At 68.4% G+C, this 12,626-nt stretch carries 12 protein-coding genes; 7 read left to right on the forward strand and 5 right to left on the reverse strand.

What is annotated here, in order from left to right:
- A partial coding sequence (locus Q7T84_RS19575) for a xanthine dehydrogenase family protein subunit M (protein WP_304812376.1) occupies nt 1-456 on the forward strand: 456 nt, incomplete at its 5' end.
- Nucleotides 453-2,717, forward strand: coding sequence for a xanthine dehydrogenase family protein molybdopterin-binding subunit (locus tag Q7T84_RS19580; protein WP_304812379.1), 2,265 nt, complete (start codon nt 453-455; stop codon nt 2,715-2,717). The genes Q7T84_RS19575 and Q7T84_RS19580, both read left to right, overlap by 4 nt.
- On the opposite strand, the gene Q7T84_RS19585 is transcribed toward Q7T84_RS19580, so the two are convergent.
- The 4 genes from Q7T84_RS19585 to Q7T84_RS19600 form a co-directional block, all read right to left on the reverse strand.
- The gene (locus tag Q7T84_RS19585; RefSeq protein WP_304812382.1) at nt 2,714-3,091 is read right to left on the reverse strand and encodes a response regulator; all 378 of its coding nucleotides are present in this window, start codon (nt 3,089-3,091) and stop codon (nt 2,714-2,716) included. The two genes, Q7T84_RS19580 and Q7T84_RS19585, sit on opposite strands and share 4 nt — an antisense overlap.
- A gap of 186 nt (nt 3,092-3,277) precedes the next feature.
- Nucleotides 3,278-4,567, reverse strand: coding sequence for an HlyC/CorC family transporter (locus Q7T84_RS19590; RefSeq protein ID WP_304812384.1), 1,290 nt, complete (start codon nt 4,565-4,567; stop codon nt 3,278-3,280).
- Entirely contained in the window at nt 4,564-5,676 is a 1,113-nt protein-coding gene (gene aroB, locus Q7T84_RS19595; RefSeq protein WP_304812386.1) for a 3-dehydroquinate synthase, read from the reverse strand. Before aroB ends, Q7T84_RS19590 begins: the two co-directional genes overlap by 4 nt.
- Nucleotides 5,673-6,221 (reverse strand): shikimate kinase, encoded by a 549-nt coding sequence (locus Q7T84_RS19600; RefSeq protein WP_304812387.1) that lies wholly within the window; start codon nt 6,219-6,221, stop codon nt 5,673-5,675. The genes aroB and Q7T84_RS19600 overlap by 4 nt, the downstream gene beginning before the upstream one ends.
- Before the next feature lie 69 nt (nt 6,222-6,290).
- On the opposite strand from Q7T84_RS19600, the gene Q7T84_RS19605 reads away from it, so the two are divergent.
- The 4 genes from Q7T84_RS19605 (at nt 6,291) to Q7T84_RS19620 (ending at nt 10,685) form a co-directional block, all read left to right on the forward strand.
- On the forward strand, nt 6,291-7,592 hold the full coding sequence (locus tag Q7T84_RS19605; protein WP_304812389.1) for a hypothetical protein: 1,302 nt from the start codon (nt 6,291-6,293) through the stop codon (nt 7,590-7,592).
- Nucleotides 7,589-8,500 (forward strand): site-specific tyrosine recombinase XerD, encoded by a 912-nt coding sequence (locus Q7T84_RS19610; RefSeq protein WP_304812391.1) that lies wholly within the window; start codon nt 7,589-7,591, stop codon nt 8,498-8,500. Before Q7T84_RS19605 ends, Q7T84_RS19610 begins: the two co-directional genes overlap by 4 nt.
- 126 nt (nt 8,501-8,626) lie before the next feature.
- A complete protein-coding gene (locus Q7T84_RS19615; protein ID WP_304812394.1) occupies nt 8,627-9,589 on the forward strand; it encodes an acetyl-CoA carboxylase carboxyltransferase subunit alpha in 963 nt (320 codons plus the stop codon).
- 100 nt (nt 9,590-9,689) lie between these two features.
- On the forward strand, nt 9,690-10,685 hold the full coding sequence (locus Q7T84_RS19620; RefSeq protein WP_304812396.1) for a nitronate monooxygenase family protein: 996 nt from the start codon (nt 9,690-9,692) through the stop codon (nt 10,683-10,685).
- A 32-nt stretch (nt 10,686-10,717) separates the two neighbouring features.
- Here the strand turns inward: Q7T84_RS19620 and Q7T84_RS19625 are convergent, their stop codons facing one another.
- Nucleotides 10,718-11,728 carry a low specificity L-threonine aldolase gene (locus Q7T84_RS19625; protein WP_304812398.1) on the reverse strand — a complete coding sequence of 337 codons (1,011 nt, stop codon included), beginning with the start codon at nt 11,726-11,728 and terminating at the stop codon, nt 10,718-10,720.
- 98 nt (nt 11,729-11,826) lie between these two features.
- Between Q7T84_RS19625 and Q7T84_RS19630 the strand changes: the two genes are divergently transcribed.
- Nucleotides 11,827-12,626: PAS domain-containing sensor histidine kinase (locus Q7T84_RS19630; protein ID WP_304812400.1), on the forward strand; the 800-nt coding region annotated here is incomplete at its 3' end.

A 12,626-nucleotide genomic window follows, 5' to 3' on the forward strand; every position in this document is an offset into this window, starting at 1 on the left:
GTGGCCCTGACCGCGCTGGGCGCGAGCATCGAGACCCTGACGCCCAGCGGCGCCTCGCGGACCCTCGCGGTTCAGGATCTGCATCGCCTGCCTGGCGACACCCCCCAAGTGGAGACTGATCTGGCGCCCGGCGAATTGATCACCGCCGTTCTACTGCCGCCGCCGCCGGAGGGCGGGCAGGTCTATCGCAAGGTTCGCGGCCGGGCCTCCTACGCCCACGGCATCGCCAGCGTGGCGGTGGCCGGCGGCCGCGTCGCACTGGGCGCCGTGGCGCACAAACCTTGGCGCGCGGCCCATATCGAGGACGCGCTCGCGGCCGGCGCCTCGCCAGCTGAAGCCGCGGAGGCCGAACTGTCCAAGGCCGACCGCAGCGACCGCAACACCCTGAAAATCGCCCTGGTCGGGCGGCTGGCCGCCGCCGCGATCGAAGAGTCCAAGACCCGGAGGGTCGCATGAGCTCCGTCAAGGATTGGGCCGCGCCCAACCCCATTACCGAAAATCGCGGCGGCCTGATCGGCAAGGGCGTCGATCGCTATGAGGGTCGGCTGAAGGTCACCGGCTCGGCGCCCTACGCCTATGAGGTCGATGCGCCTTCGCGTCCGGCTATCGGCTATATGGCGACGGCCGCGATCGCCAAGGGCAAGATCGCCCGCATCGACACCAAGGCCGCCGAGGCCTCGCCAGGCGTGTTGCTGGTCTGGAGCCATCTGAACGCCCCGGCCCAAGCGCCGCGCGGTACGCGGGCCAACCCGCGCAGCCAACGGCCTTCCAACCCCGTGCTGGCCAGCGACCGGATCGAGAACTTCGGCCAGACCGTGGCCTTCGTCGTCGCCGACACCTTCGAGAACGCGCGGGCGGCGGCGAACCTGATCGAGATCGAGTACGCCGCTGAACCGGGCGTGGTGGATTTCGTCGCCAGCCTGGACCAGGCCGACCAGCCGCCCGGCGAAGAGGACGTCCATATCGGCGACTTCCCCGCCGCCTACGCCGCCGCTCCGGTGACCGTGGACGAGACCTACGAGAGCCCGATCCAGAACCACGTCCAGATGGAGCCCTGCGCCACCACCGCTTGGTGGGATGGCGACAAGGTCACGGTTCACACCTCGATCCAGATGGTGAAGGGCGGCCAACACGCCCTGGCCGAGACCTTGGCGATCCCCTCGACCGACGTGCATCTGCTGACCCGCTACATCGGCGGCGGCTTCGGCGGCAAGGGCCAGGCCTATGACGACCTGATCCTCGCCGCGCTGGGAGCGCGCGCCTTGGGGCGGCCGGTGAAGCTCGCCTATACCCGCCAGCAGATGTTCCACGGCACCATCCACCGCCCGGCGGTGAGCATGCGCGTGCGCCTGGGCGCCCAGGCCGACGGGCGGCTGACGGCGTTCGCGGTCGAGGCGGTCACCCACTGCGCCCGCAATGCGATCTTCACCGAGCACGCCGCCAATTTCTCGCGCAACCTCTATGCGGCCCCCAACCGCCTTACCGGCCACCGGTTGGTGCAGATGGACCTGCCTGGGGCCGGGCCGATGCGGGCGCCGGGCGAGGCGCCGGGCATGCTCAGCCTGGAATGCGCGATGGACGAACTGGCCGAGAAGCTTGGCCTCGACCCCATCGAACTTCGCATTCGCAACGAGCCGGACGTGGACCCGGAGACCGGCAAGCCGTTTTCCATCCGCCAACTCGTCCAGTGCATGCGGCAGGGCGCGGCCCACTTCGGCTGGGAGCGCCGAAACCCTAAGCCCGGCCAGGTTCGCGACGGTCGCTGGCTGGTCGGGATGGGTATGGCCGCCGCCATCCGGGGCAACTTCCTGCTGCCTGCCAAGGCGGGCGTGCGCATCGACGCCGACGGGACCATCACCCTACGCCAGGGCATGACCGACATCGGCACCGGCACCTATACGATCCTGGCCCAGATCACCGCCGAGACCATGGGCGTGCCGATGGAGCAGGTGAAGGTCGAGATGGGGGATTCGGACTTCCCGCCGGCCCCCGGCTCGGGCGGGCAGTTCGGCGCGGCCACGGCCGGGTCGGCCGCCTATGACGCCGGCATGAACCTTCGCAAGGCGTTGACCGACCTGGCGGTCGGCGACCCGAACTCGCCGCTCTATGGCGGGCCGGCGGAGTACGTGACCTTCGAGAACGGCAATATCGCCATCGAGAACCGCAGCGAGACCCTGGCGGCCCTGGTCGCCCGCGCGGCGCCGGAGGGGGTCTATGTGGAGGGCTCGATCTCGCCCGCCGCCGACGCCCGCGACTATTCCCAGCACACCTACGGCGCCCACTTCGCCGAGGTCGGCGTGGACACGGTCACGGGTGAAGTTCGTATGCGCAAGATGTTCGGCGTGTTCGCCGCCGGCCGCATCCTCAACGCCAAGACCGCTCGCAGCCAGATCACCGGCGGCATGATCTGGGGCGTCGGCACGGCCCTGACCGAGAGCAATGTCGTGGACCCGCGCTACGGCTCGTTCATCAACCAGGACATGGCCGGGTACCTGGTGCCGGCCCATGCCGACATCGTCGATCTGGACGCCATTTTCCTCGACGAGGCCGACGACAAGGCCAATCCGATGGGCAACAAGGGCGTCGGCGAACTGGGCATTTGCGGAGCGGGCGCGGCGGTGGCCAACGCCATCTACAACGCCAGCGGCGTGCGGCTGCGCGACTACCCGATGACGCCTGACAAGGTGCTGGCGGGGATGCTGACGGCGGGGCTCTAACCGACCTGGAGGCGAAGCTCGCCCAGGATCCGGGCGAGGTCGCCTTCGCGGAAGGGCTTTTGCAGGACCGGGGAGCCTCGATCGGCTTCCCGGAGACCGGCGTCGCCATAACCGGTGGCGAAGGCGAACGGCGCGCCCTTGGACCGCAGCAGATCGGCGAGCGGGAAGATCGGCTGACCGCCCAGGTTCACGTCGAGAACCGCGCAGTCGAGTTCGACGGTGTTGGCCAACTCGATCGCCTCATCGAGCCGCGACGCCGGCCCGACGACCTTGCAACCGAGATCCTCCAACATGTCCTCGATCAGCATCGAGACCATCATCTCGTCCTCGACGACGAGAACTCGGAGGCCGGCAAGGTCGGGTAGTCCGGTCATTCTTAAAATTCCAAATCCTGCGAGGGAAGCTGCCGTTCGGCAGGACACGTTGAGTGGATCATAGTGCAGTTTCGCGCGTCCAGCGAGTTATCTGCGAACGGCGTTCCGGGAGGTGGCCATTGAATTTCTGGCTACGCTTAGCTGAGCATCCGTATCCGAGATGTGTCAGTCGGATTCCCGACATTTCTATTCACGTGGCGTTTCCTGCGGTGGTGAGACCCGCAAGGCGGTGATCTGGTTGCGTTCGCGCTTCACCACCTGGAACCGGTGACCATGGAAGGTCCAGGTCTGGCCGACCTTGGGGATGGTCTGGGCCTCATGGATCACTAAGCCGGCCACCGTCACCGCGTCGTCGTCGGGCAGATCCCAGTCCAGCGCGCGGTTTAGGTCGCGGATGGCGACCCAGCCATCGACCATGACCGAGCCGTCGGCTTGGCGACGAACGCCTTCCAGGGCCTTGTCGTGTTCGTCCTCGATCTCGCCGACGATTTCCTCAAGGATGTCTTCCAGGGTGATCAGGCCCTGCAGCGCCCCGTACTCGTCCACCACCAGGGCGAAGTGGGCCTGGCGCTTGAGGAAGGCGCCTAGCTGGTCCTTCAGGCTGGTGGTTTCAGGAATGAACCAGGGCTCACGAGCGATGCCGGGGATGTCCAGCTTGTCCACCGCGCCGCCGCAGGCCGCGAGCGAGGCCAGCAGATCCTTGGCGTGCAGGATGCCGATAACGTTCTCGGGGTCGTCTCGATAGAGCGGCACGCGGCTGTGGCCGGTCTCCAGCATCTCGGCGACCAGTTCGCGAGCCGATTGATCGGCGTCGAGCATCGAGATCGAGCGGCGGTGGACCATCACCTGGGTGACGTCCATCTCCGACAGGTCCAGCACCCCGCCCAGCATGTGGCGTTCGCGGCTCTCCACCAGGCCTTCGGAGTGGTGGTACTCGACCGCGCCGCGGATTTCCTCGTGGGCCGCTAGGACGTCGGTCTCCATCGACAGCTTGATACCGAACGGGCGCAGGGTGTGGCGCACGACCCATTGGGCGCCGTTGGCCAGCGGCCCGAAAATCCGCACGACCCAATAGGTCGGGATCGACAGGGCGCGGGCCACGTCGTCGGCGCGGGCGATAGCGAGGGTCTTGGGCAGAATTTCGCTGAAGATGACGATCAGCACGGTCATCACGACCGTCGCCAGCAGCGCGCCGACCGGGCCGGGGAACACCGCTGACAGCGCCACCGTGGTCAGGGCCGAGGCCCCGATGTTGATGACGTTGTTCGACAGCAGGATGGCGCCGATCATCTTCTCCTGATCGGCCATCATTCTGTTGATGCGCTGGGCGGCCCGATCGCCTTCGCGTTCAAGCTGGTGCATCCGGCCGCGGCTGGCGGCGGTCATCGAGGTTTCGGCTGCCGAGATCAGGCCGGAGAGACTGAGGAGAACGACCAGCGCCGGCGCGAGGCCAGCGAGGACGGCGACGACCGTCACGGGAGCGCCCCTTCAGAGACCAGGAAGTCATGCACCGCCTGCGCGCTCACGTCCTTGGCGACGAAGGCGTCGCCAAGCGCGCGGGCGAGGATGAAGGTCAGCTTGCCGCCTTCGGCCTTCTTGTCTTGGCCCATGTGGCGGACCAGCTGATCGGCGCCGAACCGGCCCGAGGAGACCTGCGTCAGGCGGGTGGGCAGGCCGACGGCGGCGATGGCCGCCTCGGCACGCAGGGCGTCCTGGCTGTCGCAGAGGCCTTGGGCGGCGGAGAACCGGAAGGCGATGGCCGAGCCGGCGGCCACGGCCTCGCCATGCAACAGGGCCTCGCCGTAGCCAGTCTCGGCTTCCAGGGCGTGGCCGAAGGTGTGGCCGAGATTCAGCAGGGCGCGGCGGCCAGCTTCCTTCTCGTCCTCGACGACGATCTCGGCCTTCATCTCGATGGATCGCGCGACCGCATAGGCCAGGGCGTCGGGCTCGCGGGCCAGGACGGCAGGGCCGTTGGCCTCCAGCCATTCGAAGAAGGCGAAGTCGCCCAGCAGGCCGTACTTGATGATCTCGGCGTAACCGGCGCGCATCTCGCGGTCGGGCAGGGTGGCCAGGACGTCGAGGTCGGCCAGGACCAGCTTGGGCTGGTGGAAGGCCCCGATCAGGTTCTTGCCACGGGCGGTGTCGATGGCGGTCTTGCCGCCGACCGAGGAATCGACCTGGGCCAGCAGTGTGGTCGGGATCTGGATGAAGTCGATACCGCGCTTGTAGATCGCCGCCGCGAAGCCCGCGAGGTCGCCGACCACGCCGCCGCCGAACGCGATGATGATGTCGCCGCGGTCAAGTTCCAGCTCCAGCAGCTGGTCGGAGACGTCGGCCAGGCCTTCCCAGCTCTTCGACGGCTCGCCGGGCGGCACGACGATGGCGCTGGACGCGATGCCGGCGGCGGTGAGCGCGGCGGTCAGCCGCTGCCCATGCAGCGCCCAGACGCTGGCGTCGCTGACGATGGCGGTCCGCATGTTCTTGAAGAACGGGGCGATGATCGTTCCGGCCCGGTCCAGCAGGTCGTCGCCCACCACCACATCATAGGCGCGCTCGGCCAATCCGACGCGGATAGTGCGGCTCATGGGGTCTGTCCCTGCAGATAGGCGCTCAAGGCCTGGATCACCTGATCGACCGTGACGTGGTGGGCGGTGTCGCCGGTCTCCACGACCACGTCGGCCTCGGCGTAGATCGGATAGCGGACGGCCGCCAGTTCGGTCAGCACCTCCAGCGGGTCCTTGCCGGTGATCAGCGGGCGGTTGTCCTTACGGCCCACCCGGCGCACCAGGACCTCCAGATCGGCCTTCAGCCAGACCGAGACCGAGCGTTCCTTGATCAGGGCGCGGGTCTCGGGCGTGATGAAGGCGCCGCCGCCGGTCGCCAGGACGTGGGGCGGATCCTCCAGCAGCCGGGTGATCACCCGCCGCTCTCCCTCGCGGAAGGCCGGTTCGCCCAGACTGGCGAATATCTCCGGGATGGATCGCCCTGCGGCGGCTTCGATCTCGACGTCGGCGTCCTTGAAAGGCAGCTCGAGCGCGTTGGCGAGCCGACGGCCGACGCTTGATTTGCCGACCCCCATCAAGCCGACGAGGGTGATGGTGCGGGCGCGTAGCGGTGTGTAACGGTCCATGAACGGCGAAGGTCTACACGAGCAAAGTCATTCGCGCCAATTTCACGGATAGTGCATGACGAAGTGATGATGGGCCGGGGACTTCTCAGTACGGCGCTTGGCGCTCTAGCCTTCGCGACCGCCGCGTTCGCTCAACCGATCGAGGTGGCGACCTTGAGCGCCCCTGACTTCTTCTCGAACGGCGCGCGGGACACCGGGCTTGGACCCGACCTGTGGGCGGGCTCGTCCGCGCGGACCGCCAGGACCGTGATCCCGATGCTCGCCGCCAAGCCGCTGTCGCCAGCGGCCCAGGCCTTGGCGCGCCGCGTGCTGGCCACCGGGGCCAGCGGCCCAGAGGGGGCCGGCCAGGACCCGGAACTGGCCGGCGCGCGCATCAACGCCCTGATCGCTCAGGGCGCGGTGAAGGACGCCGGCGTGGTCCTGTCGCGCACCGCGAACCTGGAGCGCAGCCCGGTCTTGGCCCAGGCGGGCGCCGAGGCCGCCCTGCTGGCCGGCGAGGACGAGCGCGCCTGCGCCATCGCCGAGGGCCTGGCGACCGGGCGCGAGGAGATCTACTGGCTGCGGCTACGGGCCTATTGCCAACTGCGGAACGGCCAGGCCGGCCCGGCCCAATTGACCTTCGACCTGGCCCAGGGCCAGGCCCGGGACGCCACCTATGGCCGGCTGATGAGCGCCAAGCTGGCGGGCGGCGGCGATCCCGGCGCGGCTTCGGCCCGCAACGGTTTGGACTACGCTCTGTCGCGCAGCCTGGGTCTCGACGTCGTCGCCGCCAAGCCCTCGCCGGCCGTGGCCGCCGCTCTGCAAAGCAGCGAGCCCGGCCCCGCGACCTGGACCATCGAAGGCTCCGATCCGGTGCGCATCGCGATGGCGGCGCTCGCCGCCGGCGATCTGGCCGCCGCCCAGGCCCAGCGCGGCGCGCTGACCGCCGAGGGCGTCCCCGCCAACGACCTAGCCCTGCTCGACGCCCTGATCGCGGCGGCGTCCGGCAAGGCTGACGGCCCGACCCTGGACCGCTTGATCGAGCGCGGAACGGTTTCCGACGCCAAGACCCAGGGCAGGATGCAGAACGCCGCCATTCTCCTGTCGGCCCTAGGCGGACAGATGACGCCCCATGCGCGGGGCGAGTTCGCCAAGTTCGCCGCCGCGGAGCCGGGCAGGGCGACCGTGGCCAAGGGGCTGGCGCTCGATCTCGCCGGCGCCGCCAAGCTCCAGGGCGAGACCGCCTTGCTGGCCTTGTGGATGTCGGCCGACGCCGGCGTGGCGGGGCCGCCGGTCGGCGACCGCGCCCGGATCATTCGCGCGCTGAAAGCCGCCGGCCTTGAAGACGACGCGCGCGCCTTCGCCGTCGAAGGCCTGCTGGCGCAACGATGAGCGGCGCGGGCTGGGTCGAGGCGTTTCTGGAAATGATGGCGGTCGAACGCGCCTCGGCCAAGAACACCCTGACCGCCTACGGCAAGGACCTGACCGACGCCCAGGCCTTCCTCGGGGCGCGCCAGAACAGCCTCGCCGCGGCCTCGGCGGAGGACATCGAGGCCTATTTCAACGCCTTGAGCGACCGGGGCCTTTCGCCGGCCACCGCCGCCCGTCGCCGCGCCGCCGTGCGTCAGTTCTATCGCTTCGTGCTGGGGGAAGGCTGGCGCGCCGACGACCCGTCACGCCGCGTCGAGGCGCCGAAGAAGGGCCGGCCCTTGCCCAAGGTGCTGAGCCGGCGGGAGGTTGACGCCATCATCGCAGCCGCCTCGGCCCGTGACGGCGCCCAGGGCCTCCGGCTCGGTTGCATGGTCGAGCTGGCCTATGCGTCCGGCTTGCGGATATCCGAACTGACGGCCCTGCCGCTGGCGATCCTGGCGCAGGATCCGGCCTATCTGATCGTCAAGGGCAAGGGCGGCAAGGAGCGGCTCGCCCCGCTTAACGCCGCGGCGCGCGGCGCGGTGAAGGCCTATCTCGAAGTCCGCAAGACCTTCCTGCCGAAGGGCGACGCCGCCAATCCCTGGCTGTTCCCCTCGCACGGCAAGTCCGGCCGCTTGACGCCGCGCCGCTTCGCCCAACTGCTGGACGAGGCCGCCGCCGACGCCGGGATCGACCCGGCCAGGGTCAGCCCCCACGTACTTCGTCACGCCTTCGCCACCCACCTGCTGGAGGGCGGCGCGGACCTGCGGGTGGTGCAAAAGCTGCTCGGCCACGCCGATATCTCGACCACCCAGATCTACACCCACGTCGCGGGCGAGCGTCTGCGCGAGGTGATCGAGACCAAGCACCCGCTCGCAAAGAAGAGCTGATCGGGGCTTCCGACACGCCGACTGACTGTGGGCGGCCAAGGGAAGTCGGCTCCCCGCACTTGTTAGGCGCAAGGTTCGCGCCTAATTTCCCCCTTCCCCAAACGGAACGCAGAGAAGAATCCTCGTATGGCCGCACACTATCTCGAGTTCGAGCGCCCGATCGCCGACCTCGAAGCGAAGATCGAGGAGTTGTCGAAGCTTTCCGAAACCACCGGCTCCGGCACCCTGGACGCCGAGATCGAGGCGCTGCGCTCGCGCGCCCAGGAAGTTCGTCGCCAAGCCTATTCGAAGCTCGACGCCTGGCAGAAGACCCAGGTGGCTCGCCATCCCGACCGGCCGCACTTCGTCGACTATGTGGGCGGGCTGATCGACGAGTTCGTGGAACTTCGCGGTGATCGCAAGTTCGCCGACGACCAGGCGATCATGGGCGGACTCGGCCGCTTCCGCGGTCAGCCGGTGGTGGTGATCGGTCACGAGAAGGGCCGCGACACCGTTGGCCGTGTGAAGCACAATTTTGGGTATGCGCGCCCGGAGGGCTACCGCAAGGCCGTCCGGTTGATGGAGATGGCCGAGCGTTTCAACCTGCCGGTGATCAGCTTCGTCGATACTCCCGCGGCTTATCCTGGCATTGGATCGGAAGAGCGCGGCGTGGCTGAGGCCATCGCCCGGTCCACCGAAAAGTCCCTGATGCTGAACGTGCCAATGGTCGCCATCGTCACGGGTGAGGGGGGCTCCGGCGGCGCGTTGGGCATCGCTTGCGGTAACCGGGTGCTGATCTTGGAGCATGCCATCTATTCGGTGATCCCGCCTGAGGGCGCCAACTCGATCCTCTGGCGCGGCGCCCGCACCGCCGAGGAAGCCGCCAAGGCCATGAAGATCTCGGCCCAGGATCTGATCGGTATCAAGATCGTCGACCGGATCATCCCCGAGCCGGCCGGCGGCGCCCATTCCGACAAGGACGCCACTATCAAGTCCGTCGGCGACGCCGTGGAGCAGGAGCTTGAAGCGCTAAGCAAGCTCACCCCCGAGCAACTGCGCAAACAGCGCGCCGACCGCTTCTACGCCATCGGCCGTAGCGGACTGCAGTAGGACTTCTTCCTCTCTCCCCTTGGGGAGAGGGACTTTCTGCGCTTGCCTGACCCGGCGTCGGCGGGTTCATTGTCTTCCAAACAATTGTTTGGAGGGCGTCATGGCCTTGAAGACCCGTTTCACCGAGCTCGTGGGCGTCGAACATCCGATCGTGCAGGGCGGCATGCAGTGGGTGGGGCGCGCCGAGCTCGTGGCCGCCGTCGCCAACGCCGGTGGATTGGGCTTCATCACCGCCCTGACCCAGCCGACGCCGGAAAAGCTGCGCGAGGAAATCGCCCGCTGCCGGACCCTGACCGACAAGCCGTTCGGCGTGAACCTGACCATCCTGCCGGCCATCACCCCGCCGCCCTATGCGGAATACCGCCAGGCGATCATCGATTCGGGCGTGAAGATCGTCGAGACCGCCGGCAACACGCCGGCCGAGCACGTCGTGGAATTCAAGAAGCACGGCGTCATCGTCATCCATAAGTGCACCTCGGTCCGTCACGGTCTGTCGGCCGAGCGGATGGGCGTGGATGCGATCTCCATCGACGGCTTCGAGTGCGCCGGTCACCCGGGCGAGGACGACGTCCCCGGCCTGATCCTGATCCCGGCCGCCGCCGACAAGATCAAGATTCCGATGATCGCCTCGGGCGGCTTCGGCGACGCGCGCGGCCTGGTCGCGGCCCTGGCGTTGGGCGCCGAGGGCATCAACATGGGCACCCGCTTCATGGCGACCAAGGAAAGCCCGATCCACGAGGCCATCAAGCAGCAGATCGTCGCCAACGACGAACGCGCCACCGACCTGATCTTCCGCACCATGCACAACACCAGCCGGGTGGCGCGCAACGCGGTGAGCCAGCAGGTCGTGGCGCTGGAGCGTCAGGGCGCGAAGTTCGAGGATGTGCGTGAACTGGTGGCAGGGGCTCGTGGCCGCAACGTCTATGAAGTCGGTGACAACGACGCCGGCATCTGGTCGGCCGGTCAGATCCAGGGCCTGATCCACGACGTGCCGTCGTGCGAGGAACTGATCCACCGCATCGTCCGTGAAGCCGAGGAACTGATCCACGGCCGCCTGGCGCGCTTCGCGCCCACCCGCCAAGCCGTGTCGGCCTAGCCTAGGCCCATTTCGTCAGCCGCTGGCTTCGGTCAGCGGCTGATCTCGGCCAGGACGCCGCCAAGCTCATCGACCGCCTCCGGCGTCGTCGCCCATGAGCACATGAAGCGGACCGAGCCGTCGAGGAACCGATAGACGAACCAGCCCGCCGCATGCAGGCGGCTGAGCGTTTCATCGTCCATCTCCACGAACACCGCATTGGCTTCCACCGGATGGCGTAGGGCGAAAGGCATGATACCGGCCAGGCGCCCCGCCATGGCGTTGGCGTGCGCCGCGCGCTCGGTGAAGGCGCCGCTCTCCAGCATGCCGATGAACGGCGCGGCGTAGAAGCGGCCCTTGGAGGGAAGCTGGCCAGCCTGTTTCAGGCGGGCGTCGAACCGGTGGGCCAGCTTGCGGTCGAAGATCACCACGGCCTCGGTCGGGGTCATGCCGGCCTTGGTCCCGCCGACCACCAGGATATCGACGCCCAGCGGCTCGATAGCCTTGAGATCAAAGCCCGCCGCCGCGGCGTTGGCCAGGCGAGCGCCGTCCAGGTGAACGCCAAGCCCCTTGGCCTTGGCCGGGGCGATCAGGGCGGCAAGCGCCTCACGCGTATAAACCGTGCCGTATTCGGTGGCGTTGGTCAGCGACAGCGCCGCCAGCGGCTGGCGGTGGGCGACGTCGGGCTCGGCCAGGGGCGCGGTGAGCGCGCCCGGCGCGATGCGGCCCGAGGCCCCCGGCAGGCCGACTAGGCCGATCCCTTGACCGAAGAAGCCGGGAGCTCCGGTCTCGTCGGTGCAGACATGGGCGTGCTCGTGGGCCAGCACCGCCTCGAACGTCCGGCACAGGGTCGACAGGGCGATGGCGTTGGCCGCCGTGCCCGAGGCGACGAACCGTACCTCGGCGTCGGCGTCCAGCAGGCTGCGCACCGCATCGGCGGCTCGCGCGCTAATGGCGTCGGAACCGTACCCAGGGGTGAAGCCGCTGTTGGCGGCGATCAGGCCCTCGATCGCTTCAGGAGCGGCCGGGGCGGTGTTGTCGGATGCGAAATCGTAGCGAGCCATGCAGTTTCAGCTTCTAGAACGGGTCGCCGGCCCGGCGAAGCCTGGAATTTTGCCCTTTCTTCACCGTGGCGCCTCATCCTTTCCGTGGGGGTAGTGTGATGCGAGGCGACAAGACTGAGGACCTGACTTCGCGGCTGGCGAACGTGGCGCGCTTGACGCCGCACGCCATTGTCCTGTGCGATGCGGCCGGCCGGATCGATTGGGTAAATGACGGGTTCACCGCCATGACCGGCTTCAGCCTGGCCGAGGCGGCAGGGCGAACGCCAGGCGCGTTGCTGCAGTGCCCCGAAACCGATCCCGCGACCATCGCCATGATGTCGGCCTGCGTGGCGGCCGGCGAAGGCTTTCGTGTCGAGGTCTTCAACAGCGCCAAGGATGGCCGCCGCTTCTGGCTCGACCTCGACGTCCGGCCGACCTTTTCGGCGCAGGGCGAACTGGACGGCTTCATGGCCATCCAGGCCGACATCACCGCCGCCCAGGATGTCCGCAACCGGTTGAACGCCAAGTCGGCGGCGCTGAAGGCCGCGGGCCGACTGGCGCGGCTCGGCGCCTGGGAAGTCGATCTGCTTGAACGGGTCGTGCGCTGGAGCCCGGAACTGGCCGATCTACTGGTCCGTCCGAACGTCGTGGAAGAGGACCTCGCCACCGTCAACGTCTATGCGCCCGAGGTGCAGGACGAGGTGCTTGCCTACCTTCACCAGGCCATCGCGGCCGGTGAACGGATCGACTTCGAGGCTCCGGCGATCACCGGGGCCGGCGAGCGGATCTGGCTGCGGGTCATGGGCGAGCCGCGCATGGTCGATGGCAGGTGCGTGGCGCTGCTCGGCGCCAGCCAGGACGTCACCGCCCAGCGCGAGGCCGTCGCCGAGCTGCGGGAATCCGAGCGATTCGGCCGAGG

Source organism: Phenylobacterium sp., from assembly GCF_030654915.1.
Taxonomy (GTDB): domain Bacteria; phylum Pseudomonadota; class Alphaproteobacteria; order Caulobacterales; family Caulobacteraceae; genus Phenylobacterium.